Genomic DNA, 26196 nt, shown 5'->3' with positions numbered 1-26196 from the left:
TCAGCGGCGCGGCGCGTTGTTGTTGGAGTTGACCGGCGGTGGGCCGCGGCGTTCCAGGTGACGGAAGGTGATGCGGCCCTTGGTCAGGTCATAGGGCGACAGCTCCAGCGACACCTTGTCGCCGGCCAGGATGCGGATGTGGTGTTTGCGCATCTTGCCGCCGCTGTAGGCGATGAGCTGGTGACCGTTGTCCAGGGTCACGCGGTAGCGGGAGTCGGGCAGCACTTCGGTCACTGCGCCGTTCATTTCGATCAGTTCTTCCTTGGGCATGTGGTCCTCTGAATGATGGTCGTGATGGGTTGAAACTGTGGGGCCGCTTCAGCAGGCCGCGCAGGGGATCGCCGTGCCGCGGGGCAGGGTGCGTTCGCGCACCCAGGCCAGTCCCTGGTCGAGGGCGTAGCGGATGGCGGCGGCCTGGTTGGCGAAGCGCGGCGTGAAGCGCATCACGCGATCGTGCGTGCCGCTGCCGTGCCCGGAGCGGATCGAGACCGAAGCCGCGAAGCGGCCGTCGTCCAGATCCTTGACGAGCGGCGAGACAAGGTACTTGCCCACCGCGATGCTGTGTTGAATGATGTCCATGAAAGCCTTGCGTGCCGCGACGCCGCGACAGCGCTGAAGATAATTGAAAAAACAAAAGCGCAGGCCGGCCGGAAATGGCGCCCACCGGAGCGGACAGCGCGCTGTTCGCTTCAACAAGTACGAAGGCAGTGGTGGCAATCATGGGCGCCCGGTCTGGCGCACCAACACACTGTGAGGGCCGGCTTGTGAGTGAAGGCCTGGAGATTCCAGGTCAGCCGGCGCGATGACGAAACGTGCTTCGTCGTGATATCGAAACGAACCCTGCATTCTAGCCGATCTGGCACGAGTGTTGCTGTTTATGGTGCGCGGCACGGGCTTGCGAGCCGCTCGCTCGCGGCGCACCATGGCGGCACCATCGTTCCCAGGAGCGCTGCCATGGAAATTCACGGATCGCCGGTTCGGTTCATGCCGCCGTCCGGGCCTGTGGCCCTGCGCGCCGCACGATGGGGGGGCCGGTTGCTGATCGCCGGCGTCCTGCTGTTCTTCGCCTTCCCGGGCCTGCTGGCCGCCACCCTCGTCTCCCGGTCCGATGGCCGACCCGGCAGCGCGCAAGTCCAGGCGCTCCAGCGCGCCGGCGATGCGGTCGTGGCGCTGCGCGTGGCCGCGATCGGCGGCGCGAGGTCCGCCGACAGCCTGGGCCGGGAGCGCGTCGGATCGGGTGTGGTGATCGGCCCCGACGGACTGATCCTCACCATCGGCTACCTGCTGCTCGAGGCCGAGACGATCGAGATCGTCACGCAGGACGACCATGTCCTGCCGGCACGCGAGGTCGCCTACGACCTCGCCACCGGCTTCGGCCTCGTGCGGCCGCTGGTGCCGCTGCGCGGCATCGAGCCGGTGCCGTTCGCCGGTGTCGGCTCGGTGAAGGCCGGCGAGCCGCTCCTGGTCGCGACCGGCAGCAGCAGCGGCACCGAGGTCGCGTTCACGCGGCTGGTCGCGACGCGGCCCTTCTCCGGTTACTGGGAGTACTACATCGACACCGCGCTCTTCACCAGCCCGCCGGTGATCAACCACAGCGGCGCGGCGCTCTTCAATCGCAATGGCGAACTGCTCGGCATCGGCAGCCTGTTCGTGATGGAGACGGGCGGCCCCGATCATGGGCCGCCGGGCAACATGTTCGTGCCGGTGCAGTTGCTGCGTCCGGTGCTCGCCGAGATGCAGGCCACGGGCACGACGCGCGCGAGCGTGCGGCCGTGGCTCGGCATCTCTTCATCGGAACACGACGGGCAGGTCGAGATCGTGCGTGTCGATCGCTCGGGCCCCGCGCTGGCGGCCGGCCTGCAGCCCGGTGACGTGGTGCTGGAGATCGACGGTGTCGAGGTCCGCACCCTCGAGGCCTTCTACAAGCAGCTGTGGAAGCGGCCGGCGCCCGAGAGCGATGTGGTGCTCACGGTGCGCCAGGGCTCGGAGGTTCGCAAGATCAAGGTCCACGCGATCGACCGCATGCAGACGCTGCGAAAGCCTGAAAGCATTTAGGGCTCGCCCCCAGGCCGCGCGCACTTCGTGTCGCTTCGCCAACCCCCTGCCGGGGGCAACACCGGCGGACCGGCTGAGCCGGATCCGCGGTGTTTCTGGCTCGCGCCGGGGCGGGGCTATCCGATGCCCAGCATCTTTCGATTGGCCGCGGCGTCGGCGTTGCCGCCGGCGAAGTCGTCGAAGGCGCGGTCGGCCACGCGGATGATGTGCCGCGCGATGAATTCGGCGCCCTCGCGCGCACCGTCCTCCGGATGCTTCAGGCAGCATTCCCATTCAAGCACCGCCCAGCCGGGAAAGTCATAGGCGGCCAGCTTCGAGAAGATGGCGCCGAAGTCGACCTGCCCGTCGCCGAGCGAGCGGAAGCGCCCGGCCCGGTCGAGCCATGGCTGGAAGCCGCCGTACACGCCCTGCTTGCCGGTCGGATTGAACTCCGCGTCCTTCACGTGGAAGATCTTGATGCGCTCGTGGTAGTGGTCGATGTAGTCGAGGTAGTTGAGCTGCTGCAGCACGAAGTGGCTCGGGTCGTACAGCAGGCAGGCGCGCGGATGCTGGCCCACGCGCTCGAGGAACATCTCGTAGGTCACGCCGTCGTGCAGGTCCTCGCCCGGATGGATCTCGTAGCAGACGTCGACGCCGGCCTCGTCGAAGGCGTCGAGGATCGGTTTCCATCGGCGCGCGAGCTCGTCGAAGGCTTCCTCGATCAGGCCCGGCGGACGCGGCGGCCACGAATAGAGATAGGGCCAGGCCAGCGCACCCGAGAAGGTCGCGTGCGCCGTGAGGCCGAGATGCGCCGAAGCCTGCGCCGCGAAATGCAGCTGCTCGACCGCCCACTGCTGTCGCCGGACCGGATCGTTGCGGACCTCGGGCGCGGCAAAGCCGTCGAAGCCCGCGTCGTAGGCCGGATGCACGGCGACGAGCTGGCCCTGCAGGTGGGTCGACAGCTCGGTGATCTCGAGCCCGTGCTGCGCCAGCGTGCCTTTCACTTCGTCGCAATAGGTCTTGCTCGCGGCGGCCTTCTTCAGGTCGAACAGGCGCGCGTCCCAGCTGGGTATCTGCACGCCCTTGTAGCCGAGCTTCGAAGCCCATCCCGCGATCGCGTCGAGCGAATCGAAGGGTGCGGCGTCGCCCACGAACTGGGCCAGAAAGATGGCCGGACCCTGGATGGTCTTCATGTGTCGTCTCCTCGGTGAAAGCGTTGCCCGTATGGCGGCTTCCAAAATCATAGTCACGTACGGCACCGTCCGACGTGCCGTCGGGGCCTCGGGGCCTGCGGGGGCTATCGGAACGCAGCACAATGATCGTTCCGTCAACCAAGGGCTGCGTGCCGCACGCGGCGCTGAATGCGATGTCACAAACCGTTTCCGGTCGTCTGAAGATCGGGCTGTCCGCCTGCTTCTCCCATGCCGACCCCGCGCGTTCGCTGTTCACCAACAAGACCTTGCAGTACGTCGAGCAGTCGATCACGCACTGGCTGATGTCGGCCGGCGCGATGGTGGTGATGGTGCCCTGCCCGACCGGCGAAACGGCGCGCGGCGACACCAAGCTGTCGCACTACGCGGAGTGGCTCGACGGCGTGGTGATGCACGGCGGCGCCGACGTCTGGCCCGGCAGCTACGGCGAGGTGCCGCTGAAGGACGCATGGGTCGGCGACCGCATCCGCGACCTCTACGACCTCGCGCTGGTCGAGGCCTTCGAGCAGGCAGGCAAGCCCATCTTCGGCGTCTGCCGCGGGCTGCAGCTCATCAACGTGGCCTTCGGCGGCACGCTCTACCAGGACATCGAGGCGCAGCATCCGGACGGGCTGCGGCACCGCGATCCGGTGACCTACGACCAGAACTTCCACGAGATCGGCATCACACCCGGCTCGCGCCTGTCCAAACTCTATCCCGGCATCGACACGGCGCGCGTCAACAGCATCCATCACCAGGGCGTGAAGGACCTGGCACCCGGCTTCGAGGTCGAGGCCTGGAGCCTGCCCGACCGCGTGCCCGAGGCGATCCGCCGCAGGCCCGAGCGCGGCCGCAGCTACATCGCGGCGACGCAATGGCATCCGGAGTTCCACAAGTTCGGCAGCACCGACACCGTCGACGACACGGCGATCCTGCAGGATTTCCTGTGGGCCTGCGCGACCGCGAAGGTCAGTCCCAAGTCGACCTTGCGCAGCGCGCCCGGCCGCATCCGCAACCGCGCGGCGCGGATGCTCAAGCAGGCGCTGCTGATGCGCTGATCAGCGGTTGCGCGTCCCGCTGACCGCCGCATCCACCGTGCCGAACACGGTGATGCCGCTGCCACCGGTCGTCGTGGCGGCGCGGTCGCCGTCGCTGGCGCCGACGCCGCGCGATGCGCAGCCGGCGAGCGCGCACAGCGTCGTCGCGAACAACAGTGCAATGAGCGTCTTCATGGAATGTCCCTTGTTCAACCGAGATGCTTGCCCACGATACCCGCGAGCTCGAACATCGTCACCTGGTCCTTGCCGAAGACCGGCTTGAGCTTGGCGTCGGCATTGATGGCACGTTTGTTCACCTTATCCTGAAGTCCGTGGGCCTTGATGTAGTCCCACAGCTTCTTGATGACCTCGGTGCGCGCCACGGGTTCCGCGCCGATCACCGCGGCCAGTGCGTCGCTCGGCTTCAGGCCGGCGCCGGGCTTGCGCGGCGCTTTGGGCGCAGCGGCTTTCTTGGCCGCGGCCTTCTTCGCCGGTGCGGCTTTCGCAGCCTTGGCGACGGGCGCTGCAGTCTTCTTCGCGGCAGCCGTGGGTGCTGCCTTGGTGAAGGTCTTGCGCGGCGGGAACTTGCTGGTGCGGGGCTCGAATTCGAAAGTCACCTTGCCCTCGTCCTTGTTCCAGGCGAGGAAGGCCTTGAACGCGCGGCGCGTGCGCATCGAGACGAACTTGTCGAGCAGGTCGGTCTTGCCGGTGGCGAGCAGCTTCTCGACCTGCGCGCGTTCCACCGGCTGCTGCAGGATGATCTTGCCGGTCTTGAAATCGCAGCTCGGCGTCGGCTGTTCGACCGTCGGCACCGACTTCTCGCAGACGTAGTTGCTGCCGTATTCGAAGACGCGCGCGCCGCACTTGGGACACGGCCCCAGCGATTGCTGGCCGCTGAAGTCGACGATCTCGCCGGTCTCGGCATTCTTGTCGTCCCCGAAGTCGAACTCGAGCTTCCAGTTCTTCGCTTCCTCGTCGAACTTGAGGATGATCTCGGACGTGAAGGGCCAGCCTGCCTTCGAGCGAAAGCCTTCGAGCGGGCCGATGTGCTTGTCGCGCAGCAGCGCTTCGGCCTCGGCCACTTCGAAGGTGCGGCCGGCGGGCGACTTGCCGAAGGAAAAGCCGCACGGCTCCTGGCCCGGCTTGCCGGTGCAGGTGTAGCGGCGGTAGTTCTCCTTCACCACGCCGCCGCAGTTGGGGCAGGGCGTCGACAGCGTCGCGTAGTCGCCCGGCACAGTGTCGCGGTCGTACTCCTTGGCCTTCTTGACGATGTGCTGCGTCATCTCGGCGATCTCGCGCATGAAGGCGTCGCGGCTGAGCTTGCCGTGTTCCATCTGCGCCAGCTTGTATTCCCATTCGCCGGTGAGCTCGGCCTTGGAGAGCTCCTCGACGCCGAGGCCGCGCAGCAGGGTCATGAGCTGGAAGGCCTTGGCGGTCGGGATCAGCTCGCGGCCTTCGCGCAGCATGTATTTCTCGGCGATCAGCCCTTCGATCGTGGCGGCGCGCGTGGCCGGGGTGCCGAGGCCCTTCTCCTGCATCGCCTCGCGCAGTTCGTCGTCGTCGATGGTCTTGCCCGCGCCTTCCATCGCGCCCAGCAGCGTGGCTTCGGAATAGCGCGCGGGCGGCCGGGTCTTCAGGCCCTTGGGCTCGACCGACTCGACCTTCACCATTTCGCCGGGCTTGACCGGCACCAGGCGCTTGCCGTCCTTGTCGTCTTCCTTCTCGTCATCCTGGGCTTCCTTGCCGTAGATCGCGAGCCAGCCCGGCTTGACCAGCACCTTGCCGTCGGTGCGGAACGGGTACTTTCTGCCGGCGTGTTCGACCGTGCTGATGCGCGTGGTCACCTGGTATTCGGCGCTCGGGAAGAACACCGACAGGAAGCGGCGCACCACGAAATCGTAGAGCCGCTGCTCGGCATCCGAGAGGCCGCTCGGCGCCTGCAGCGTCGGGATGATCGCAAAGTGATCGCTGACCTTGGCGTTGTCGAAGATGCGCTTGGACGGCTTGACGTAGTTGCCGTCGATCGCCTGCTGCGCGAAGGGCGCGAGGTGCTTCATGCCGCTGTGGGCGAGCATGCCCATCGTGTCCTTGACCACGGGCAGGTAGTCCTCGGGCAGCGCGCGCGAGTCGGTCCGCGGATAGGTCAGCGCCTTGTGGCGTTCGTACAGGCTCTGCGCCAGCGCGAGCGTGGTCTTGGCGCTGAAGCCGAAGCGGCCGTTGGCCTCGCGCTGCAGCGAGGTCAGGTCGAACAGCAACGGCGAGGCTTGCGTGGTGGGCTTGCTCTCCTCGGTGACGCTGGCCAGCTTGCCGCGCGCGGCCTCGGCGATCGCGAGCGCCTCGCGCTGGTTCCAGACGCGGTCGGCGCGCTGCTCGGGATCGGGCACGCCGTCGGGGCCGGGCGGCGGCTTCTTCCAGGCCGGCTCGAACCATTTGCCAGGGTATTCGCCGGCCTCGGCCAGGAAGCTGCCATGTACTTCCCAGTAGTCGCGGCTGACGAACTTGCGGATCTTCTCCTCGCGCTCGACCACCACCGACAGCGTCGGCGTCTGGACGCGGCCGACGGTGGTGAGGAAAAAACCGCCGTCGCGCGAGTTGAACGCCGTCATGGCGCGCGTGCCGTTGATGCCGACCAGCCAGTCGGCCTCGGAACGCGAACGGGCGGCGTCGGCCAGGCCCTGCATCTGCTGCTCGGTGCGCAGCTGGTCGAAGCCGTCGCGGATCGCCTGCGGCGTCATCGACTGCAGCCAGAGCCGCTTGACCGGCTTGCCCAGCGGCGCCTTGCCGCCGGCGTACTGCTCGATCAGGCGGAAGATCAGCTCACCCTCGCGGCCCGCGTCGCAGGCGTTGACGAGCTGGGTCACGTCCTTGCGCTTGGCCTGCTTCACCACCGCATTGAGGCGGGTCTTGGTCTTGTCGACCGGCTTCAGGTCAAAGCGCGGCGGAATCACCGGCAGGTTGGCAAAGCTCCACTTGCCGCGCTTGACGTCGAATTCCTCGGGCGCCTGGATCTCGACCAGGTGGCCGACTGCGCTCGTGACGACGTAGCGGTCGTTCTCGAAATGCTCCTCATGCTTGTCGAACTTGCCGGCCACGGGCGTGAGCGCGCGGACGATGTCCTGGGCCACCGACGGCTTCTCTGCAATTACCAAAGTCTTCATCAACAAGTCATCCTTACAATCTGGCGCTTCTCGCGTGCGTGCGCGCACGCGCATGCGTACATATTCAAACTAACAGACTTCGGCGATGCCTTCCAAATCTCTCGTTTCCGGCGGTCGCCGCATCCAGACGCGGCGCTCGGCCGTCCACGGCAACGGCGTGTTCGCCGTGCAGGATATTGCGGAGGGCGAGACGCTGATCGAATACAAGGGCGAGATCATCACGTGGAAGGAGGCCTTGCGCCGCCATCCGCACGATCCTTCGCAGCCCAACCATACGTTCTACTTCCACATCGATGACGGGCGCGTGATCGATGCTGTCGTCAACGGCAATGCGGCGCGCTGGATCAATCATTCCTGCGAACCCAACTGCGAAGCCGACGAGACGGACGGCCGCGTCTTCATCAAGGCGCTGCGCAACATACCGGCCGGCGAAGAGCTCAGCTACGACTACGGCCTGATCATCGACGAGCCCTACACCAAGAAGCTCAAGGCCGAATTCCCCTGCTGGTGCGGATCGAAGCTCTGCCGCGGCACGCTGCTGGCGCCCAAGTCCGACGACAAGAAGAAGAGCAAGAAGAAAAAGGCCAAGGCCAAGGCCGGAAAGAACGGCAAGGGCGGCGACGCGAAGAAGAACAAGGGCGCGAAAGCCGGCAAGGACTGAACATGGCCGACGCCTGGTTCGAGGACGAGATCGCCGAAGCGCTGGCGCCGCTGCTGCCGGGCCTCGCAGTCGAGGTCGTTCCCGAGATCGATTCCACCAGCACCGAGCTGATGCGCCGCGTGCGCGCCGGGCGTTTCGCGCCGGTGCTGCTGGTGGCCGAGCGGCAGACCGCCGGCCGCGGCCGGCTGGGCCGTACCTGGCACAGCGCGCAGCACGCGCGCGCGCCCGCATCGCTGACCTTTTCCCTCGGGCTGCCGCTGGCACCGCGCGACTGGTCGGGACTTTCGCTGGCGGTCGGCGTCAGCGTCGCCGAAAGCCTCGATGCCTCCGATACGGCGGGCGTCAGGCTCAAGTGGCCGAACGACCTGTGGGTCGAGGACCGCAAGCTCGGCGGCATCCTGATCGAGACGGCACTGCTGCAGCCCGACGCGGCCGAGCGCTATCTGGTGATCGGCATCGGCCTCAATGTCGGTGCGCGCGAAGCCGCGGGCCTGTCCACCGAGCCTGCCTGGATCCGGCAATGGCGTCCGCTCGCCACGGCGCCCGAGCTGCTGCGCGAAGTCGTGCTGCCGCTGGTGCGCAATGTGCAGCTGTTCGCGGCGCAGGGCTTCGCGGCCTTCGCCGAGCGCTTCGCCGCGCGCGACACCCTGCATGGCCGCGAGGTGACGCTCAGTGACGGCACCGAGGGCCATTGCGAAGGCGTGGGCTGGGGCGGCGAGCTGCTGGTGCGCACCGCATCGGGCATGAAGACGGTCAGCAGCTCCGAAGTCAGCGTGCGGCCGCGCCGTACGCAGCCCTGACGATGCTGCGCGTCGTTGCCGTTCTTCTGCTGCTCGCGAACCTGGGGTACTACGCCTGGACCCACGGTGCGCTCGCCATGTTCGGGATGGAGCCGGCGCGCTTCAGCGAGCGGGAGCCGCAGCGCCTGCTGCAGCAGATCCGGCCGGAGGTGCTGCGAATCGACAAGGATGCACCTGCGGCGCCGGGGATGCCCGCGTCGGCACCCGGGTCCTAGCTGGTGCCGATGCTGCGGCGATCGCCGGTGCCCGCATCGAAGCGCAGGCTGAAGCGCGTGCCGGGCGGCCGCTGGCCGGGATGCGCATCCTCCAGGCTCACTGTCGCGCCGTGCTGCCGCGCGATCTCGCGCACGATCGGCAGGCCCAGCCCCGAGCCATCGGCCTCGTTGCCGAGCACGCGGTAGAAGGGCTCGAACACCAGCTCGCGCTCGCTCTCGGAAATACCGGGACCGTTGTCCTCGACCTGCAGCACGATGATGCGGCCGAAGGGGTCGGCCAGCACCCGTGCGGTGATCACGCCGGGCCGCTCGGGCACGGAAGGCGTGTAGTTGAGCGCGTTGTCGACCAGGTTGCGCACCAGCTCCTTCAGCAGCGTCGGATTGCCTTCGAGCAGGACGCCGGGGGCGCCCGCTTCGGCACCGTCATAGCCGATGTCGATGCGCTTCTCGATCGCACGCGGTACCGCTTCGCGCACCACCTCGATCGTCAGGCGCGCGAGATCGCAAGGCTGCCGTCCGATGCTGGCGCCGCTGCCCTCCGCGCGCGCCAGCGACAGCAGCTGGTTCACCGTGTGCGTGGCGCGCACGCTGGCGCGGCCGATCTGCTTGAGCGACTGCTTGAGCTCGTCGGCATTCGCGCCTTCGCGCTGCGCGAGGTCGGCCTGCATGCGCAGCCCTGCGAGCGGGGTCTTGAGCTGGTGCGCCGCATCGGCCAGGAAGCGCTTCTGCGTGCCGATCGAGTCCTTGAGCTTGCCCAGCAGCTCGTTGACCGACAGCACCAGCGGAACGACCTCGAGCGGCACGGACGATTCGTCGAGCGGACTCAGGTCGTCGGGCCGGCGCTCGCGGATGCGAGCCTCGACCACCGACAGCGGCTTGATGCCGCGCACCAGCGCCAGCCAGATCAACAGCACCGCCAGCGGCAGGATCGCGAACTGCGGCAGCAGCACGCCCTTGATGATTTCCATCGCCAGCACGGATTGCTTCTGCCGCGTTTCGGCCACCTGCAGCAGCACGGGCGGCGTGTCGGGCGAAGCGCCCACCACCCAGAGCGAGGCCACGCGCACCGGCTTGCCGCGCATCTCGCCATCCCGCAGGTACACCGTGCCCGGCACGGGCGGATCGTCGGAGTTGGGACGCGGGACATCGCGCTCGCCGCTGAGCAGCTGGCCCTGCTCGTCGAGCACCTGGTAGTACACGCGGTCGGTGCCGTCGGCCCGCAGGATCTCGCGCATCGGCTGCGGCAGCACGAAGTCCACGCCGTTCGGCCGTACCTTCACGAGGCGCGCCAGCGTTTGGGCGTTGTATTCCAGCGCCCGGTCGTACGGTGCGTTGGCGATGCCCTGCGCCACCAGCCACGTGACCCCGATGCTGACCGGTACCAGCAGCAGGAGCGGCGTGAGCATCCAATCGAGGATCTCGCCGAAGAGCGAGCGCTGCGCGCGCTGGAAAAGCTTCAAGCGATTTTTTCGAGGCAGTAGCCGAGCCCGCGCACGGTGGCGATGCGCACCGGCCCTTTTTCGATCTTCTTGCGCAGGCGGTGGATGTAGACCTCGATCGCGTTCAGGCTCACCTCCTCGCCCCATTCGCACAGGCGCTCGACCAGCTGGTCCTTGCTCACCAGGCGGCCGGCGCGCTGCAGCAGGACTTCGAGCAGGCCGAGCTCGCGCGCCGACAGCTCGATCATCTTGCCGTCGATGGTCGCGACGCGGCCGGCCTGGTCGTACACCAGCGGCCCGTGCTTGATGGCGTTGCTGGTGGTGCCCATGCCGCGCCGCGTCAGGGCCCGCACGCGGGCCTCGAGCTCCTGCAGCGAGAAGGGCTTGGCCATGTAGTCGTCGGCGCCGTAGTCGAGGCCCTTGACGCGCTCCTCGACGCTGTCGGCGGCCGTCAGCACCAGCACCGGCAGCTGCGAGCCACGGGCGCGCAGCCGCTTGAGGATTTCAAGGCCGTGCAGGTTGGGCAGGCCCAGGTCGAGGATCAGCAGATCGAATTCGCTGTTGGTCATCAGCGCGGCGTCGGCCTGCGAGCCGCTGGCCACGTGGTCGACCGCGGCGCCGGCATTGCGCAGGCTGCGCAGCAGCGCATCGGCCAGGACCTGGTCGTCTTCGGCAATCAGGATTCGCATGCGAGTCTCCACATGTCGCGGCCTTTGGAAGGCCGTCTGACCACATTCCCCGTCCGAATTCTAGGCCGCTGCATAGGCTTCGAGGCCGAGGGTGACCACGGTCGCGATCTCGTCGCCGACGCTGGCGCGAAACTCCTGTTCGGCCTGCGCCACCGCGTGGCGGAAGGCTTGGAGCCAGGCCAGGCCGTCGGCCGTGAACAGCACGCGCCGCGCCCGCGCATCGCGCGGATCGGGGCCGCGCGTCACCAGGCCCCAGGCCTCGCACTGGTCGACCAGTGCGCCCATGGCCTGCTTGGTCATGCCGGCGCGCTCGGCCAGCACGGTGAGCCGCGAGCCTTCGCGCGCGAGGTGGCGGGTGATGTGAACGTGCGCCGCGCTCACCTGCGCGCGTGCGGCGAGGTTCGACAGCGCGAGCGGCACATCGGCATCGTGCGCCATCAACGCCAGTACGCGCTCGTCGAAGCGGCGCATCGCATGGCCCAGCAGGCGGCCCAGATGTGTCTGGCGCCAAGTGTCGGGGTCGGCGGGAAAGGCAGGATCGGCCATTCGCAAATGGTAAAGCAAACTGACCAAAAAATCAGTTTTTCTCGATCTATCCACCCCTACACTACTGTTCAAGCATCCAGGCTGTGATTAAAAGCAGAAAGCGGATGCCCTCCACACAACCCATTGATATTCAAGGAGCTTTCCAATGGACGCAGTCGTCAAGGGCGCAAGCATCTCGGTCGCCAACAGCGAAAAGGCCAAGGCCCTCCAGGCCGCGCTGGCCCAGATCGAAAAGCAGTTCGGCAAGGGCACGATCATGCGGCTGGGCGAGGGCGAGGCGCTGGAAGACATCCAGGTGGTTTCCACCGGCTCCCTGGGCCTCGACATCGCGCTCGGCGTCGGCGGCCTGCCGCGCGGCCGCGTCATCGAGATCTACGGACCGGAATCCTCGGGCAAGACCACCCTCACGCTGCAGGTCATCGCCGAGATGCAGCGCCAGGCCGGCACCTGCGCCTTCGTCGATGCCGAACACGCGCTCGACGTGCAGTACGCGCAGAAGCTCGGCGTCAACCTGTCCGACCTGCTCATCAGCCAGCCCGACACGGGCGAGCAGGCCCTCGAGATCGTCGATTCGCTGGTGCGCTCCGGTGCGGTCGACCTGATCGTGATCGACTCGGTCGCCGCGCTCACGCCCAAGGCCGAAATCGAAGGCGAGATGGGCGACTCGCTGCCCGGCCTGCAGGCCCGCCTGATGAGCCAGGCGCTGCGCAAGCTCACGGCCACCATCAAGAAGACCAACTGCATGGTCATCTTCATCAACCAGATCCGCATGAAGATCGGCGTGATGTTCGGCTCGCCCGAAACCACCACCGGCGGCAACGCGCTGAAGTTCTACGCCTCGGTGCGGCTGGACATCCGCCGCATCGGCACCATCAAGAAGGGCGACGAGGCCATCGGCAACGAGACCAAGGTCAAGGTGGTGAAGAACAAGGTGTCGCCGCCCTTCAAGACGGCCGAGTTCGACATCCTGTTCGGCGAGGGCATCAGCCGCGAAGGCGAAATCATCGACATGGGCGTGACCGCCAAGATCGTCGACAAGTCGGGCGCCTGGTACGCCTACAACGGCGAGAAGATCGGCCAGGGCCGTGACAACGCGCGCGAGTTCCTGCGCGAGAACCCGTCGCTGTCGCGCGAGATCGAGAACAAGGTGCGCGAATCGCTGGGCATTCCGCTCTTGGCCGAAGCGGCCGACGGCGCGGCCGACAAGCCCGAGAAGGCCGAGAAGTAAGAGGCGCAGGTGGCATTCGCTGCGCCCTCGCTCAAGGGGCGTGCGTTGCGCCTCCTGAGCCAGCGCGAGCATTCGCGCGCCGAGCTCGAACGCAAGCTCGCCAAATATGAGGAAGAACCCGGCACCTTGGCGCGCGCGCTCGACGAATTGGCGGCGAAGGATTTCATCAGCGAACCGCGTGTCGTCGCCTCGGTCATCCATCAGCGCGCACCGAGGCTCGGCGCGCTGCGGGTGCGGCAGGAACTGCAGGCCAAAGGCATCGCGCCCGAGGCCATCGTCGAGGCGGTGGCCGGTCTGCAGGCCAGCGAAGTGGAGCGGGCCACGGCGCTGTGGCGACGCCGCTTCGATGCGCCGCCGGCAGATGCGAAAGAGCGCGCCAGACAAACCCGCTTCCTGCTGGCGCGCGGCTTCTCGGGTTCGGTGGTGGCCAAGGTGCTGAGGACGGACTTCGATGACTGACACACCGGATTCGTTCGCGTCGCGCGTCATCACGCAGCGCGTCGTGCGGCCGACCCGCTGCGGCTGCCGGACTGGGCCAGCGGCCTGAGCGCGCCAGCGGCCAGGGCGAAGGCCCGGGTCAGAGGCCCAGCATCAGCTTGAGGTTCTGAACGGCGGCGCCGCTGGCACCCTTGCCCAGGTTGTCCAGCCGCGCGATCACCACCGCATGGCGATGGTCCTCGTTCGGGAACACGCGGATCTCGAGCTGGTTGGTGTCGTTGAGCGCCAGCGCATCGATCTTGCCGTCCGCACTTGGCGGCAGCACCTTCACGAACTGCTCCGGCGTGTTGCTCTTCGCATAGTGCGCAGCCAGCGCATCGTGCAGGTCGCTCGACTTCGGGCGGCCGGGCAGGTCGTCCAGATGCAGCGGCAACTGCACCAGCATCCCCTGCCTGAAGTTGCCCACCGAGGGAATGAAGACCGGCCGGCGGCTGAGGCCGGTGTATTTCATGATCTCGGGGATGTGCTTGTGCTTGAGCCCCAGCGCATAGGTCTCGAACAGCGGCGCCTCGCCCTTTTCGTAGGCTTCGATCATGGTGCGGCCGCCGCCGGAGTAGCCGCTGACCGAAGGCAGCGCGATCGGATGATCGGTCGGCAGCAGGCCGGCATCGACCAGCGGACGCACGATGGCGATCGCGCCGGTCGCGTAGCAGCCGGGGTTGGCCACCCGCTCGGCCTTGGCGACCGCCGCGCTCTGGCCGGCGACCAGTTCGGGAAAGCCGAACACCCAGCCGGACGCGGTGCGATGCGCGGTCGATGCGTCGATGATCTTGGGACGGCGGCCCTCGATGCGGTCGATCAGGGCCACCGATTCGCGGGCCGCGTCGTCGTGCAGGCAGAGCACGACCAGATCGACGCCGGCCATCAGCGCGGCCTTGGCGCCTGCGTCCTTTCGCAGCTCGGGCGCGATGCTCGCGAGTTCGATCTCCGGCATCGTCTGGAGCCGCTCGCGAATCTGGAGGCCGGTGGTGCCGGCCTCGCCGTCGATGAAGACCTTGGGCATGGTGGGGGCCTTGGAATTGCCTCTGTGGAAACCGGGTGTGACCGCGGGAACGGATCCGCACGTTGGTGCGGCGCACCATGATACAGTCCCTGGTTGTTCGCCGCCCCCGCCATCCGGGCGTCGTGGCCCGCGGACAACAGCCAACAACTCTCCCGTTCTCAACCTCGTTCCGAGAGACACCCTCATGAAGATTCACGAGTACCAAGGCAAGGAAATTCTTGCCAAGTTCGGTGTGCCTGTGCCGCGCGGCATTCCGGCGTACACGGTGCAGGAGGCGGTCGAAGCCGCCCAGAAACTCGGCGGCCCCGTGTGGGTGGTCAAGGCCCAGATCCACGCCGGCGGCCGTGGCAAGGGCGGCGGCGTGAAGCTCGCGCGCTCCATCGACGAGGTCAAGAAACTCGCCGGCGAAATCCTCGGCATGCAGCTCAAGACGCACCAGACCGGCCCCGAAGGCCAGAAGGTCCGCCGCCTGCTGATCGAGGACGGCGCCGACATCAAGAAAGAGTATTACGTCTCTGCCGTCACCGACCGCGCCACGCAGAAGGTCGCGTTCATCGTCTCCAGCGAAGGCGGCATGGACATCGAGGAAGTGGCCCACTCCACGCCCGAGAAGATCATCACCGACTACGTCGATCCGGCGGTCGGCCTGACCGACGCGCAAGGCCGCAAGCTCGCTGCCGGCATCGGCATCCCCGAGGCTTCGCAGGCCCAGGCGGTCGACGTGCTCCAGAAGCTCTACAAGATCTACATGGAGACCGATGCCTCCCTGGTCGAGATCAACCCGCTGATCCTCGAAGGCAACGGCAACATCAAGGCGCTCGACGCCAAGTTCAACTTCGACGCCAACGCGCTGTTCCGTCATCCCGAGATCGTGGCCTACCGCGACCTCGACGAAGAGGACGCGGCCGAAGTCGAAGCCAGCAAGTTCGACCTCGCCTACATCAGCCTCGACGGCAACATCGGCTGCCTGGTCAATGGCGCCGGCCTCGCGATGGCGACCATGGACACCATCAAGCTCTTCGGCGGCGAGCCGGCCAACTTCCTCGACGTGGGCGGCGGCGCCACCCCCGAGAAGGTGACCGAAGCCTTCAAGATCATGCTGAAGAACAAGAACGTGAAGGCCATCCTGGTCAACATCTTCGGCGGCATCATGAAGTGCGACACCATCGCCACCGGCGTGATCGCGGCCTGCAAGGCGGTCAACCTGCAAGTGCCGCTGGTGGTGCGCATGAAGGGCACCAACGAAGTCGAAGGCAAGAAGCTGCTGGCCGACTCCGGCCTGCCGATCATCAGCGCCGACACCATGGCGGAAGCGGCCCAGAAGGTCGTGGCAGCGGTCAAAGCCTAAGGAACAAGTCATGTCGATCTACATCAACAAAGACACCAAAGTCATCACCCAGGGCATCACCGGCAAGACCGGCCAGTTCCATACGGAAAAGTGCCAGGAATACGCGAACGGCAAGAACTGCTTCGTGGCCGGCGTGAACCCGAAGAAGGCCGGCGAGTCGATCTTCAATATCCCGATCTACGCCTCCGTCAAGGAGGCGGCCAAGCAGACCGGCGCCACCGTGTCGGTGATCTACGTGCCGCCGGCCGGCGCCGCCGCCGCGATCTGGGAAGCGGTCGAAGCCGACCTGGACATGACCATCTGCATCACCGAAGGCATCCCGGTGCGCGACATGCTCGAGGTGCGCAACAAGATGAAGGCCAAGGTGGCCGCCGGCGGCAAGGAAACGCTGCTGCTCGGCCCGAACTGCCCCGGCCTGATCACGCCCGACGAGATCAAGATCGGCATCATGCCCGGCCACATCCACCGCAAGGGCCGCATCGGCGTGGTCAGCCGCTCGGGCACGCTCACCTATGAAGCCGTGGCCCAGCTCACCGAAATCGGCCTCGGCCAGTCGAGCGCCGTGGGCATCGGCGGCGACCCGATCAACGGCCTCAAGCACATCGACGTGATGAAGGCCTTCAACGACGACCCCGATACCGATGCCGTCATCATGATCGGCGAGATCGGCGGCCCGGACGAAGCCGAAGCCGCGCGCTGGTGCAAGGCCCACATGAAGAAGCCGATCGTCGGCTTCATCGCGGGCGTCACCGCGCCTCCCGGCAAGCGCATGGGCCACGCCGGCGCGCTGATTTCCGGCGGCGCCGACACGGCGGACGCCAAGCTCGCCATCATGGAAGAATCGGGTTTCACCGTCACGCGCAACTTCTCGGAATTGGCCAAGCGCCTGAAGGCGCTGCTCTGAGATGATGACCGCCTGATTCACCAAGGCAGGACGAAGCGCTCGCAATTCATGTTGCGGGCGCTTTTTCAATACATGGAGCGGTACCGAGGAGACACATGGACTATTTGCAAACCGCCGACTTCTGGATCGGTCTCGTCAAGATCATCTGGATCAACATCATCCTTTCGGGCGACAACGCGGTCGTGATCGCAATGGCCGCCCGCGCGCTGCCGCCGCATCAACAGCGCAAGGCGGTCTTGCTGGGCTCGGGCGCCGCCGTGGTGCTGCGGATCGTGCTCACCGTGGTGGCCGCCAAGCTGCTGGCCTTGCCCTATCTGCAGATCGTCGGCGGCCTGCTGCTGCTGTGGATCGGCGTGCAGCTGCTCGGTGAAGAGGAAGAGGACGAGGGCGAGGAAAAGCGCTACGGCAGCATGCTGGCGGCCGTGCGCACCATCCTGCTGGCCGATCTGATCATGAGCCTGGACAACGTGATCGCCGTGGCCGCGGCGGCGCAGGGCAGCATGGTCCTTCTGGTCCTCGGCCTGGCGATCAGCATTCCGCTCGTGATCTTCGGCAGCACGCTGATGATCAAGCTCATGGAGCGCTTTCCCATCATCGTCATGCTGGGTGCCGCGCTCATCGGCTGGGTCGCGGGTGAGACGATCGTGAGCGACGTGTCGCTGCACGATTCGCTGGAAGACAATCCGTGGCTGCATTACGCTGCGGCCGCGGTGGGTGCGGTTTTCGTCGTGCTCACCGGTCGCTGGCTGCGCACACGCTCGAGCCATGCGGCGGCCGCCTGACCTGACTTTCCACCCGACTCCATCCATGGCGATCACTGGCGCTCCCGCTTCTTCCGGCACCGGCGCGCTGGCCTGGGACTTCGCCGCACTCACCGATCCGGGCCGGGTGCGCGCCAACAACGAAGACACCATCGCCTTCGACGCCTCGCTGGGCCTGGTGCTGCTGGCCGACGGCATGGGCGGCTACAACGGCGGCGAAGTGGCCAGCGGCATGGCGATCGCGCTGCTGCAAGCCAGTTTCGGCCGCTGGCTGGCGCATGCCGGGCCGATGGTCCACGCCCGCGCCTTGCGCCGTGCGCTGCAGGCCGGCACCGACGAAGCCAATTCGGCCATCCTCGAGGCCGGCGTCGCCAACGTGCAGCTCCAGGGCATGGGCACCACCCTCGTGCTGGCCGCCTTCGGTCCGCAGCGCGCCATCGTCGGGCACATCGGCGACTCGCGCTGCTACCGGCTGCGCAATCGGAAGCTGGAGCTGCTCACCCGTGATCACTCGCTGCTGCAGGAGCAGCTCGACGCCGGCGCCATCACCCCCGAACAGGCCCTCCAGTCGCCGCACCGCAACCTGGTGACGCGCGCGCTCGGCATCGAGCGCCAGGTCAATCTCGAAATGCATGAACACGATGTGCAGGCCGGCGACCTTTTCCTGCTATGTTCAGATGGTTTGAGTGAGATGGTGTCCGACGCGCAGCTTTTCACACTTCTGTTACAAGATATCGGGCTGTCGGAGAAAGCAACACTTTTGGTTGCGACGGCAAACGAGAATGGCGGCAGGGACAATATTTCGGTTGTCCTCGCCCGAGCCGCCAGAAGCGAAGCGCCGGCATCCAGTTAGCAATTTCCAGGAGCTGCCTGCCGCAAGGGCCCTTGAAGTGAACAAGAAACCGAGATCCAGGAGTCGGCCATGCCGAAAATGATCGTTTCGATCGACGGCGTCGTCATCAAGGAGGTGACGCTCGCCAAGGACCGCACCACGCTGGGACGGCGGCCTTACAACGACATCGTGATCGACAATCTGGCGATCAGCGGTGAGCACGCCGTGCTGCACATGATCGGCGGCGATGTCTACCTGGAAGATCTCAACAGCACCAACGGCACCTACGTCAATGGACGCGCCGTCAAGAAGCAGGCCCTCGAGGACAACGACACCATCGAGGTCGGCAAGTACAAGATCCGCTACCTGGTCGGCGGCCCGGCCTCCGAAGGCGCGGCCGTGGGCCGCGCCAGCATCGCCACATCCTCCGGCCCGATGCCCCTTTCGTCCGCACCCACGGTCTCTGCGTCGCTCGGCGCGCCCGGCGTCGCGGTCATCCGCGTCCTCTCCGGCAGCGGCGCGGGGCGCGAGGTCAGCCTGCAGAAAGTCGTCACCACGATCGGCAAGCCCGGCGTCGCCGTCGCCGCGGTCACGCGGCGCCTGCACGGTTACGTCGTGGCCCCCATCGATGGCGGCACCGCGCTCAACGGCGAGCCGCTCGGCAACGAAGCCGTGGCCTTGCAGGACGGCGACGTGCTCGAACTCGGCGGCACCCGCATGCAGTTCGTCGCCGGCTGAGGCGCCAACTGCAACAGTCTGTATCGGCCTCGCGCAGGTGGCGCGAGATGCCAAATAAGTCCTTTCCGGTGCTGCGCACTGCGTATAGCCTCGCTGTCGTTGCTGCCCGAAGGCTACGGCGGGAAATGGCGCAACCCGGTCCGTAACGAAGTCGCAGCCAGGCGCTGTCAGAAAACGAGGTTGTCGCAAGATGCAGGTGCGTGTGTTGGGGTGCTCGGGCGCCATCGCCAAGAACTGCCGCACGACCTCTTTCCTGGTCGACAGCGATCTGCTGGTCGACGCCGGCACCGGCGTCGGCGACCTCACCCTCGAGGAGATGGCCGCCATCGACGACGTGGTGCTGACCCACTCGCACCTCGACCACATCGCCGCCCTGCCCCTGATGCTCGACGCCGTGGCCAGCCGCCGCGAGAAGCCACTGCGCGTGCATGCGCTGCGCGCCACCATCGAGGCGCTGCGCGCCTATGTCTTCAACAACGTCATCTGGCCCGACTTCGCGAGCATCCCGAGCCGCGAGGCGCCCTTCGTGAGCTTTCACGACATCGCGATCGGCCAGCAATTGCAACTGGGCACGCGCGACCTCAAGCAGGTCGAGGTGCTGCCGGCGGTCCACACGGTGCCGGCCTGCGGCTTTGCCGTTCGCCCGGCGCAGGGGGGGCCGAACTGGGTCTTCAGCGGCGACACCGAACGCAACGCGCCCTTCTGGGACCGCGTGAACGAACTCGACGTCGCCATGCTCGTGATCGAGACGGCCTTCAGCAACCGCGAGCAGGCCCTGGCCGAGCGCGCCCTGCATCTCTCGCCCGCCACCCTGGCGGACGAACTGAACCGAATCGCGCCCGGGAAGAGTTACCCGATCTACATCACCCACACCAAGCCGGCGGAGACGGAAGAGATCATGAGCCAGATCGACGCCTTCGCGACCGGATGGGAAATGCAGGGGCAGCAGGCACGGGACATTCGCTGGCTGCAGGCGGACGGCGTGCTGTTCATCTGACGCGATTGGTTGCGTGGCCCGACAAAATTGTCAGGCCCTGTGCGCGGCGTACAACAATTCCTGTCACGCGTTGTAACGCGTTCGTGAACAAATGCGCAGCCGGAGGCGGTTCGCAGGGTGTTCCAGGGCATGGCACAGATGCTGCGGATAGAAGGGCGCACCGGGGGCATCCTCGGGCCTCTGCTGTCAACCAACCTGGAGTTTGTGAATGAACCGTCGTTCCATCGCACGCAATGTGCAAAAGGGTTTCACCCTTATCGAGTTGATGATCGTTGTGGCGATCATTGGTATCTTGGCGGCTGTGGCGCTGCCGGCTTATCAGGACTACACCAAGCGGGCGAAGGTGACTGAAATTATTCTGGCGGCATCTTCTTGCCGTACCAGCATTTCCGAGGTCTATCAAACGGGCACGGCCTCGTTGATGACTGCCGACAACTGGGGCTGTGAATCGGCCAGCCAAACCTCCAAATATGTGATGGCCGTCCATACGGATCTGAATGGTGCTATCAAGGTCACCGCAGCAGGTGGGATCGACACGAATGGTGTTGATGGCAAGTTCCTCACGCTTGTCCCCACGGATTCTAGTGGTACGGCGCTGACCTACGGGGGTACCTCGCAACAGGTTGGTAGCTGGCGGTGTGGTTCTGCTAGTGATGGTACGACCATCGTGCAGAAGTACTTGCCTGGCTCTTGCCGCGGCTAAGTGATATTGGGGTAGCCTAAAAAGGCAGCTTCGGCTGCCTTTTCTTTTGCCCTTATGAGTCTTAGATTGACGGAGTTCCTTGTCGCCCTGACTGCCGCCGCATGGCTGGTGCCCAATCACTACTTGCCGTGGCCCGCGGCGTGGGGCGATGCATTGGCGATCATCGGATTGCTGTTGACATTGCTGGTGGTTCGTCCCGCGGTCGGTTCAGTCGCTGGTAGCCGCATGTCCTGGCAACTGTCAGGCGTGGCAGTCGTCTGTGGCATGGTGATTTTTGTTCAGTTCATGACTGGCAAGCTGCTCTTTGCCGGTGACGCTGTAATGGCCGCGCTCTATGTCTGGCTATGGGTAGCCGCCGTGCTGGCCGGCGGCGCAATGGTCGCTTCTTCCAATCGAAGCGATGGGCTAATCACTCTGACAGGGGCCTGGCTTTTTGCGGCGTTGTTGTCCGTCGGCATTGCGCTTGTGCAGTGGACTGGTGCTTTGAACCTGGGCATTTATGCGGTCGATTTGCCGCCCGGCGGTCGGCCATTCGCCAACGTTGCTCAACCCAATCTCTTCTGTACTGTGTGCTTTCTGGGGCTCTGCGGCTTGCTCTGGCTGCACCAGCGTCAAAAAGTGCACGATGCCGGTTTCTGGCCGAGTGCCGTCTTTTTGTTGCTGGGCATGGTGATGTCTCAGTCGCGTACAGGCTGGCTGCAAATTGGCTTGCTTGTCATCTGGGGGCTCGTCCTTCGGGAACGCGCAGGTCTGCGCGCCACGCGCGCGCAATTGTTGGCGCTGGGTGCGCTGTTTGTTGCAGGTGCGCTGCTATGGCCGAAGGTCTGTGATGCACTGCTGTTGCCGGCCGGGCGTGCCCTGAACGATCAGATGCGAACTGGACAGCGGTTGCCATATTGGCATGCGATGCTCGATGCGATTGGGCGAGAACCGCTGTGGGGCTACGGCTGGCAGCAGGTGGGCGCGGCCCAGCAGCGCGTAGCGCAGGATCACCCGATCATCGGCGAGTATTTCGAGCACAGCCACAATTTAATCCTGGATCTGTTGTTGTGGAACGGCATACCTTTCGGTGGTCTCATCATCGGAGTGTTGGTCTGGTGGTTTGTCACCCGCATACATGCCTGCCGAGATGCGCGGGCCGTGTGGTTGCTGGCAGCGGCGGGAGGAGTCATTACTCACGGGATGCTCGAATATCCGTTGGACTACGCCAGCTTCTTGATTCCGGTTGGACTGGCAATGGGAGCCGTCGACGGGCTATCGCCATCGAAGGGGGCATCGTTGTGGATACCCCTCCGGGCCAAGTTACTCTTCACGCTGATGGTCAGCGCTGTCTTTGTGGCGGTTTCTGTGGACTACTTGAAGGCCGAAGGCAACTATCGCATATTGCGGCTAGAGTCGGCACGCATTGGCACAGACCGCATCGTGACACCAGCAGTTCAATTACCTGTGCTTACCCAATTGGGAGCCTTCCTGAAATTTGCTCGCACGGAGGCCACGCCCGGCATGCAGGCCGACCAGTTGGAGCGGATGCGCAAGGTGGCCGAGCGATTCGGCTATCCACCTGTTCTGTTTCGTTATGCGTTGGCGCTGGCTTTGAACGGACAGCCAGTAGAAGCAGCGCACCAAATCCAGATATTGAGGCATATATGGGGCGATGAAATGTATGTGCAATTGAAGGAGCAGGTCGCGGGGCTCGCAGCCACCAAATACCCTGAGTTGAAGCGCCTAAGCTTGCCGTGAACGCTTGGATGAATGTGGTTTGGGATGGACTTTTCCTAGAGACTGGTTCACAAATAAAGCGCTTCGTGCGTGACTACTCAAGTCTGTCATGGCCACGGATGCTCCATTGAAATCCAAACTCGTCGAGTCCATATTCTTCAACTACTTCGGAACCATCGCCGCCGCGCTGGGACCGCTGCTGGCGCTGCCCGTCTACCTGGGCGTGCTCGGCAAGGCCCAGTGGGGAATGATGAGCGTGGTGATGACCGTCATGGCGCTCCTGATCATGGTGGATGGCGGTCTTAGTCAGGTCCTTGTGCGAGAGTTCGCACTCCGGTCGCGTGAGCATGGCCAGCAGTCGCAGCCGGTTCGATCCTTGTTGGCAAGCTGCCAGGCTCTGTACGGCGCGCTCGCCGTGGCATTGGCACTCGCATTGGCGATGTCCAGCGGTTGGATTGCCAGGCACTGGCTCAATCTGACTGCCGACATTCATTCCCAGGAGGCCACGCAACTGCTGATGACGAGCGCATTGCTAGTCGGGACACAGCTCTTCGCCGCATTGCCTCGCAGTTTGCTTCTCGCTGTGGATCTGCATCGTCCTCTCAATGTCTCGATCGCAATTGGACATGTGTTTCGCTATGGCGTGGGCGCAGGGGTCGTCTGGTTGTGGCATTCGCTGCAATGGCTGTTGGTCTGGTATGTGATCGTCGCGATGGCCGAGGGTGCGGTGCGCTATGCAATGGCATGGCGTGCTGTCGGCACGCACGGCTGGCGAGGCAGCGCTTCCTGGCCGGAGATCAGACACCTGCTGCCCGGCGCGGTGAAGATGTCGCTGGCGGTGGTCCTTTCGGGCCTCACGACGCAAATGGACAAGCTGATCCTCACCAAGATGGTGACCCTGGACCAGGTCGGCATCTACGCGATCGCATCAAGCGCGGCCTTGGGGCTGCTGTCTTTGACATACCCTATGATTCAGGCGGTCTTTCCGACACTGCTTGCTGTCCATGGCAACAAATCACAGATACGCAAGATCTTTCTGACTTGGTTGACGCTGGGGGTGGCGGGCGCCGCATTGACGATGGCCCTCTACATTTGGCTGGGTCATGCGGTGCTGAATCTGTGGCTGCGCAACGACGAAATTGCAGTTGCCGTCTATCCTGTATTGCTGGTGTTGTTGATAGGAACTCTGCTCAATGTCATCTACCAGGTCGGCTATGTCGGATGGATGCTGGAGGCAAACTACAGGATGCCGTTGATCATCAGCATTTGCTCCGTGGTGCTCACTGCATTGCTGACCCCCGTGCTGGTGAGGCATGAGGGAATCATGGGAGCCGCCGCGGGATGGTTGTTGATCAACGCGCTCGGCTTGCTGTTGAGCCTGAGTTGGTTTCGCAAGATTGTTTGATCTCCATGTTCTTTCCGCAACGCATCTGCTCCATTCCGAACGGCGCCAAGGTTCTGGAGATTGGCCCGGGATCGACTCCGTTTGCCGGCGCCACCCACTACCTGGAGCTCAGCATGGCGACAGAGGAAGAGCGGGTGCGCCAGCGCGGTGATGTGGTCGCAGCGCCTGAATTCCGGGGCAAGCCAGTCTCGTTCTACGATGGTGGTCGATTCCCCTTTGCCGACGATGCGTTCGGCTACGTCATTGCCTCTCACGTGATCGAGCACGTGCCGTCGCCCGAGCTTTTCATGCAAGAGATTTTTCGCGTGGGCTCAGGGCGAGGCTATCTGGAGTTTCCCCAGATGACCTACGAGTACATGTTCGACTTCGATGTTCATCGCCATGTTGTCGGCTATGAACCCCGGACGCGGCTTCTTTCCTACATTCCGAAGGCCGATCTTCCGTTCAAGGCCTTCGAACCTGTGACAGCCAGGTTGCGCCCGATGCTGGAAAACAATTGGATGGATGTGATCAAGCTGAATCCGGACTACTTCTTTCAAGGATTCGAGTTCGATGCGCCATTCGAGGTACGACGGGCGAGTTCGGTCGACGCCTTGATGAGTCCTGGAGAAAAACTCTCGCGGCGATCCCGCTGGGCCGGCGCCATCAGCCAGATACTCACCAGGCTCATTTGAGATGCCTTTGTCCCCTTTGTCGAGCATCAGGTCGTACGTTCCATCCGGATTGAGAGCGTGGCTGGGTCAACTTCGCTTGTATGCGAAAGGCTGGATCCTGCGCGACCAGCAGGCACGAGACGTCGTGCGTTGGAGACGGGATCGAGGCGACCAGACCTTGCGACTGAGCTACCCGCTGGGGAGCGCGGACATGGTGTTCGATCTTGGCGGATTCGTCGGAGACTTCAGCGCGGCGATCCACGAGAAGTACAGTTGCACGGTCTATCTGTTCGAGCCTGTTCTAAGCTTCTTTGCCAAGTGCCAGGCGAGATTCGCAAGCGATGAAAAAATCCATTGCTTCAACTATGGCCTGTCTTCATCGCCGCAGACGCTGTGCATTTCGCTGGATGGTGATGCATCCTCGATTGCGCGCGACACCACGGGTCAACTGGAGACCATCCGCCTGGAGCAGTTCGACGAGTTTCTGGATCAATTCAATATTCAGGAAGTTGCGCTGCTGAAGCTCAACATCGAAGGCGGCGAGTTCGATGTACTGGAACACCTGATCGAAACAGGAAAGATCGTGCGGGTACGCCATCTGCAAGTCCAATTTCACGACTTTGCCCGGGATGCCATTGCGCGGCGTAATCGGATTCGGGCAGCATTGGCCCGTACGCACCGCCAGGACTGGTGCTATCACTTTGTGTGGGAATCATGGACGCGCTTGTGACGAATGCTCTCTGGAGTAGGCGAAGCGCATGATCATCAGTCGGCTCAACGGCGGACTGGGCAACCAGTTGTTCCAATACGCATGCGGCCGCGCCTTTTCCCTGGCATCGGGCGCAGAGCTGGTGCTCGATCTCTCGGCCCTGGAATCCACCAGCAGGCGAGTCACACGCCGACACTATGAGTTGAGCGCGTACGCTATTCACGCGCGTCCTGCGACACGGGCCGAAGCGCTGAAGTGCCGGCGTGCCATGCGTTGGGGCAGACCCGGCGCATGGATGACGCGGCTCGACGTATTGACCGAGTCCCCAGCGCTCTATCCGAACCTGCTTCGAGAGACGCGAGGCGACACCTTGCTCGCAGGCTTCTGGCAAAGCGAAACCTGCTTTGCCAGGTATGCGACGGAAATCAGTCAGGATCTGGTGCCACTGCGCGCGCTGTCTTCGCAAAGCCAGAAGCTGAGCGAAGCCGTAGCGTCCAGGCCTTCCGCGGCCATCCATGTGCGGCGCGGCGACTATGTCAATCTGCCATCTGCTGCGCGATTTCATGGCACCTTGCCGATGGCCTACTACCAGGAAGCTGCGCGGCGCATCGAGGATCGCCACGGCCAGCCTCTGTGGGTCGTGTTCTCCGATGACATCGCATGGTGCCGTGGTGCGCTGAACTTCCTGCACGGCGAGATCGTGTTCGTCGACCACAACCAGGGCCTCGACGCCTGGCAGGATCTGCAGCTGATGTCGCTGTGCCGGCATCACATCATTGCGAACAGCTCGTTCAGCTGGTGGGGCGCATGGCTGTCCGAACGGCGCGGTCGGGCCGAGCAGATGATCTGCGCGCCGTCCGCCTGGTTCGTCCACGACGATCCCTATGCCCAATACCGGATTCCGAAGCGATGGACGAGAGTCTGATTCG

At 64.8% G+C, this 26196-nt stretch carries 28 protein-coding genes; 19 read left to right on the top strand and 9 right to left on the bottom strand.

Annotation, left to right across the window (positions count from 1 at the left end; genetic code table 11):
* Both infA and E5P2_RS27220 read right to left on the bottom strand, forming a co-directional pair.
* Entirely contained in the window at positions 1-270 is a 270-nt protein-coding gene (infA, locus tag E5P2_RS27225) for a translation initiation factor IF-1 (protein ID WP_162570197.1), read from the bottom strand.
* A 48-nt stretch (positions 271-318) separates the two neighbouring features.
* Positions 319-579: a hypothetical protein gene (locus E5P2_RS27220; RefSeq protein ID WP_162570196.1), complete on the bottom strand. Its 261-nt coding sequence runs from the start codon at positions 577-579 to the stop codon at positions 319-321.
* Positions 580-954: 375 nt separating this feature from the next.
* On the opposite strand from E5P2_RS27220, the gene E5P2_RS27215 reads away from it, so the two are divergent.
* Complete coding sequence (locus E5P2_RS27215; protein WP_232080866.1) at positions 955-2055, top strand: S1C family serine protease; 1101 nt, start codon at positions 955-957, stop codon at positions 2053-2055.
* A gap of 116 nt (positions 2056-2171) precedes the next feature.
* Here the strand turns inward: E5P2_RS27215 and E5P2_RS27210 are convergent, their stop codons facing one another.
* Positions 2172-3227, bottom strand: a complete 1056-nt coding sequence (locus E5P2_RS27210) for a sugar phosphate isomerase/epimerase family protein (protein WP_162570195.1) — start codon at positions 3225-3227, stop codon at positions 2172-2174.
* Positions 3228-3400: 173 nt separating this feature from the next.
* On the opposite strand from E5P2_RS27210, the gene E5P2_RS27205 reads away from it, so the two are divergent.
* Positions 3401-4282, top strand: coding sequence for a gamma-glutamyl-gamma-aminobutyrate hydrolase family protein (locus tag E5P2_RS27205; protein ID WP_162570684.1), 882 nt, complete (start codon positions 3401-3403; stop codon positions 4280-4282).
* Here the strand turns inward: E5P2_RS27205 and E5P2_RS27200 are convergent, their stop codons facing one another.
* On the bottom strand, positions 4283-4456 hold the full coding sequence (locus E5P2_RS27200; protein WP_174262703.1) for a hypothetical protein: 174 nt from the start codon (positions 4454-4456) through the stop codon (positions 4283-4285).
* A gap of 14 nt (positions 4457-4470) precedes the next feature.
* A complete protein-coding gene (locus tag E5P2_RS27195; protein ID WP_162570194.1) occupies positions 4471-7419 on the bottom strand; it encodes a DNA topoisomerase III in 2949 nt (982 codons plus the stop codon).
* 85 nt (positions 7420-7504) lie between these two features.
* Here E5P2_RS27195 and E5P2_RS27190 point away from each other — a divergent pair, with 85 nt between their 5' ends.
* Genes E5P2_RS27190 through E5P2_RS27180 form a run of 3 tightly spaced genes read left to right on the top strand, consistent with a single transcriptional unit; the run spans position 7505 to position 9095 of the window.
* Entirely contained in the window at positions 7505-8080 is a 576-nt protein-coding gene (locus tag E5P2_RS27190; RefSeq protein WP_162570193.1) for an SET domain-containing protein, read from the top strand.
* A gap of 2 nt (positions 8081-8082) precedes the next feature.
* Positions 8083-8880 carry a biotin--[acetyl-CoA-carboxylase] ligase gene (locus tag E5P2_RS27185; protein WP_162570192.1) on the top strand — a complete coding sequence of 266 codons (798 nt, stop codon included), beginning with the start codon at positions 8083-8085 and terminating at the stop codon, positions 8878-8880.
* Positions 8881-8882: 2 nt separating this feature from the next.
* A complete protein-coding gene (locus E5P2_RS27180; protein ID WP_162570191.1) occupies positions 8883-9095 on the top strand; it encodes a sporulation protein in 213 nt (70 codons plus the stop codon).
* Here E5P2_RS27180 and E5P2_RS27175 read toward each other — a convergent pair.
* The 3 genes from E5P2_RS27175 to E5P2_RS27165 are packed head-to-tail and all read right to left on the bottom strand — an operon-like array spanning position 9092 to position 11769.
* Positions 9092-10555: a sensor histidine kinase gene (locus E5P2_RS27175; RefSeq protein ID WP_162570190.1), complete on the bottom strand. Its 1464-nt coding sequence runs from the start codon at positions 10553-10555 to the stop codon at positions 9092-9094. The genes E5P2_RS27180 and E5P2_RS27175 overlap by 4 nt on opposite strands.
* A complete protein-coding gene (locus tag E5P2_RS27170; protein WP_162570189.1) occupies positions 10552-11223 on the bottom strand; it encodes a response regulator in 672 nt (223 codons plus the stop codon). Before E5P2_RS27170 ends, E5P2_RS27175 begins: the two co-directional genes overlap by 4 nt.
* Positions 11224-11283: 60 nt before the next feature.
* Positions 11284-11769, bottom strand: coding sequence for a MarR family winged helix-turn-helix transcriptional regulator (locus E5P2_RS27165; protein WP_162570188.1), 486 nt, complete (start codon positions 11767-11769; stop codon positions 11284-11286).
* A 145-nt stretch (positions 11770-11914) separates the two neighbouring features.
* Between E5P2_RS27165 and recA the strand changes: the two genes are divergently transcribed.
* Both recA and recX read left to right on the top strand, forming a co-directional pair.
* A complete protein-coding gene (gene recA, locus E5P2_RS27160) occupies positions 11915-12997 on the top strand; it encodes a recombinase RecA (RefSeq protein WP_162570187.1) in 1083 nt (360 codons plus the stop codon).
* A gap of 9 nt (positions 12998-13006) precedes the next feature.
* Entirely contained in the window at positions 13007-13456 is a 450-nt protein-coding gene (gene recX, locus E5P2_RS27155; protein ID WP_162570186.1) for a recombination regulator RecX, read from the top strand.
* 118 nt (positions 13457-13574) lie between these two features.
* Here recX and argC read toward each other — a convergent pair whose 3' ends face one another.
* Positions 13575-14498: an N-acetyl-gamma-glutamyl-phosphate reductase gene (gene argC / locus E5P2_RS27150; RefSeq protein ID WP_162570185.1), complete on the bottom strand. Its 924-nt coding sequence runs from the start codon at positions 14496-14498 to the stop codon at positions 13575-13577.
* Positions 14499-14682: 184 nt separating this feature from the next.
* Here argC and sucC point away from each other — a divergent pair, with 184 nt between their 5' ends.
* The 12 genes from sucC to E5P2_RS27090 all read left to right on the top strand — a co-directional run bounded on the left by sucC (position 14683) and on the right by E5P2_RS27090 (position 26192).
* Positions 14683-15846 carry an ADP-forming succinate--CoA ligase subunit beta gene (gene sucC / locus E5P2_RS27145; RefSeq protein WP_162570184.1) on the top strand — a complete coding sequence of 388 codons (1164 nt, stop codon included), beginning with the start codon at positions 14683-14685 and terminating at the stop codon, positions 15844-15846.
* Between the two features lie 10 nt (positions 15847-15856).
* Positions 15857-16750, top strand: coding sequence for a succinate--CoA ligase subunit alpha (gene sucD, locus E5P2_RS27140; RefSeq protein ID WP_162570183.1), 894 nt, complete (start codon positions 15857-15859; stop codon positions 16748-16750).
* A 95-nt stretch (positions 16751-16845) separates the two neighbouring features.
* Positions 16846-17532 carry a TerC family protein gene (locus tag E5P2_RS27135; protein WP_162570182.1) on the top strand — a complete coding sequence of 229 codons (687 nt, stop codon included), beginning with the start codon at positions 16846-16848 and terminating at the stop codon, positions 17530-17532.
* A gap of 25 nt (positions 17533-17557) precedes the next feature.
* Positions 17558-18364 (top strand): Stp1/IreP family PP2C-type Ser/Thr phosphatase, encoded by an 807-nt coding sequence (locus tag E5P2_RS27130; protein ID WP_162570181.1) that lies wholly within the window; start codon positions 17558-17560, stop codon positions 18362-18364.
* A 69-nt stretch (positions 18365-18433) separates the two neighbouring features.
* A complete protein-coding gene (locus tag E5P2_RS27125; protein ID WP_162570180.1) occupies positions 18434-19081 on the top strand; it encodes an FHA domain-containing protein in 648 nt (215 codons plus the stop codon).
* A 190-nt stretch (positions 19082-19271) separates the two neighbouring features.
* Positions 19272-20078, top strand: a complete 807-nt coding sequence (locus tag E5P2_RS27120) for a 3',5'-cyclic-nucleotide phosphodiesterase (protein ID WP_162570179.1) — start codon at positions 19272-19274, stop codon at positions 20076-20078.
* A gap of 208 nt (positions 20079-20286) precedes the next feature.
* The gene (locus E5P2_RS27115; RefSeq protein ID WP_162570178.1) at positions 20287-20781 is read left to right on the top strand and encodes a pilin; all 495 of its coding nucleotides are present in this window, start codon (positions 20287-20289) and stop codon (positions 20779-20781) included.
* 66 nt (positions 20782-20847) lie between these two features.
* Positions 20848-22521, top strand: a complete 1674-nt coding sequence (locus E5P2_RS27110) for a PglL family O-oligosaccharyltransferase (RefSeq protein WP_162570177.1) — start codon at positions 20848-20850, stop codon at positions 22519-22521.
* 106 nt (positions 22522-22627) lie between these two features.
* The gene (locus E5P2_RS27105) at positions 22628-23905 is read left to right on the top strand and encodes a lipopolysaccharide biosynthesis protein (RefSeq protein WP_162570176.1); all 1278 of its coding nucleotides are present in this window, start codon (positions 22628-22630) and stop codon (positions 23903-23905) included.
* 5 nt (positions 23906-23910) lie between these two features.
* Entirely contained in the window at positions 23911-24579 is a 669-nt protein-coding gene (locus E5P2_RS27100; RefSeq protein ID WP_162570175.1) for a class I SAM-dependent methyltransferase, read from the top strand.
* Positions 24580-24736: 157 nt separating this feature from the next.
* Positions 24737-25288: an FkbM family methyltransferase gene (locus tag E5P2_RS27095; protein WP_162570174.1), complete on the top strand. Its 552-nt coding sequence runs from the start codon at positions 24737-24739 to the stop codon at positions 25286-25288.
* Positions 25289-25409: 121 nt separating this feature from the next.
* Positions 25410-26192, top strand: a complete 783-nt coding sequence (locus tag E5P2_RS27090; RefSeq protein WP_162570173.1) for an alpha-1,2-fucosyltransferase — start codon at positions 25410-25412, stop codon at positions 26190-26192.
* Positions 26193-26196: the final 4 nt, after the last annotated feature.

Origin of the sequence: Variovorax sp. SRS16 (assembly GCF_901827165.1) — a bacterium.
GTDB lineage: Bacteria > Pseudomonadota > Gammaproteobacteria > Burkholderiales > Burkholderiaceae_C > Variovorax.
The sequence above is the reverse complement of the archived record's forward strand: the minus strand, read 5'-3'. Positions and strand labels throughout refer to the sequence as shown.

What these genes read in the sequence shown, in the direction of transcription:
- sucC (WP_162570184.1), top strand. Translation starts at nt 14,683, where the DNA reads ATGAAGATTCACGAGTACCAAGGCAAGGAAATTCTTGCCAAGTTCGGT.
- E5P2_RS27100 (WP_162570175.1), top strand. Translation starts at nt 23,911, where the DNA reads ATGTTCTTTCCGCAACGCATCTGCTCCATTCCGAACGGCGCCAAGGTT.
- E5P2_RS27115 (WP_162570178.1), top strand. Translation starts at nt 20,287, where the DNA reads ATGAACCGTCGTTCCATCGCACGCAATGTGCAAAAGGGTTTCACCCTT.
- E5P2_RS27180 (WP_162570191.1), top strand. Translation starts at nt 8,883, where the DNA reads ATGCTGCGCGTCGTTGCCGTTCTTCTGCTGCTCGCGAACCTGGGGTAC.
- infA (WP_162570197.1), bottom strand. Translation starts at nt 270, where the DNA reads ATGCCCAAGGAAGAACTGATCGAAATGAACGGCGCAGTGACCGAAGTG.
- E5P2_RS27210 (WP_162570195.1), bottom strand. Translation starts at nt 3,227, where the DNA reads ATGAAGACCATCCAGGGTCCGGCCATCTTTCTGGCCCAGTTCGTGGGC.
- sucD (WP_162570183.1), top strand. Translation starts at nt 15,857, where the DNA reads ATGTCGATCTACATCAACAAAGACACCAAAGTCATCACCCAGGGCATC.
- E5P2_RS27125 (WP_162570180.1), top strand. Translation starts at nt 18,434, where the DNA reads ATGCCGAAAATGATCGTTTCGATCGACGGCGTCGTCATCAAGGAGGTG.
- E5P2_RS27215 (WP_232080866.1), top strand. Translation starts at nt 955, where the DNA reads ATGGAAATTCACGGATCGCCGGTTCGGTTCATGCCGCCGTCCGGGCCT.
- E5P2_RS27130 (WP_162570181.1), top strand. Translation starts at nt 17,558, where the DNA reads ATGGCGATCACTGGCGCTCCCGCTTCTTCCGGCACCGGCGCGCTGGCC.
- E5P2_RS27195 (WP_162570194.1), bottom strand. Translation starts at nt 7,419, where the DNA reads ATGAAGACTTTGGTAATTGCAGAGAAGCCGTCGGTGGCCCAGGACATC.
- E5P2_RS27185 (WP_162570192.1), top strand. Translation starts at nt 8,083, where the DNA reads ATGGCCGACGCCTGGTTCGAGGACGAGATCGCCGAAGCGCTGGCGCCG.
- E5P2_RS27190 (WP_162570193.1), top strand. Translation starts at nt 7,505, where the DNA reads ATGCCTTCCAAATCTCTCGTTTCCGGCGGTCGCCGCATCCAGACGCGG.
- E5P2_RS27200 (WP_174262703.1), bottom strand. Translation starts at nt 4,456, where the DNA reads ATGAAGACGCTCATTGCACTGTTGTTCGCGACGACGCTGTGCGCGCTC.
- E5P2_RS27170 (WP_162570189.1), bottom strand. Translation starts at nt 11,223, where the DNA reads ATGCGAATCCTGATTGCCGAAGACGACCAGGTCCTGGCCGATGCGCTG.
- E5P2_RS27135 (WP_162570182.1), top strand. Translation starts at nt 16,846, where the DNA reads ATGGACTATTTGCAAACCGCCGACTTCTGGATCGGTCTCGTCAAGATC.
- argC (WP_162570185.1), bottom strand. Translation starts at nt 14,498, where the DNA reads ATGCCCAAGGTCTTCATCGACGGCGAGGCCGGCACCACCGGCCTCCAG.
- E5P2_RS27120 (WP_162570179.1), top strand. Translation starts at nt 19,272, where the DNA reads ATGCAGGTGCGTGTGTTGGGGTGCTCGGGCGCCATCGCCAAGAACTGC.
- E5P2_RS27220 (WP_162570196.1), bottom strand. Translation starts at nt 579, where the DNA reads ATGGACATCATTCAACACAGCATCGCGGTGGGCAAGTACCTTGTCTCG.
- E5P2_RS27165 (WP_162570188.1), bottom strand. Translation starts at nt 11,769, where the DNA reads ATGGCCGATCCTGCCTTTCCCGCCGACCCCGACACTTGGCGCCAGACA.
- E5P2_RS27205 (WP_162570684.1), top strand. Translation starts at nt 3,401, where the DNA reads ATGTCACAAACCGTTTCCGGTCGTCTGAAGATCGGGCTGTCCGCCTGC.
- recA (WP_162570187.1), top strand. Translation starts at nt 11,915, where the DNA reads ATGGACGCAGTCGTCAAGGGCGCAAGCATCTCGGTCGCCAACAGCGAA.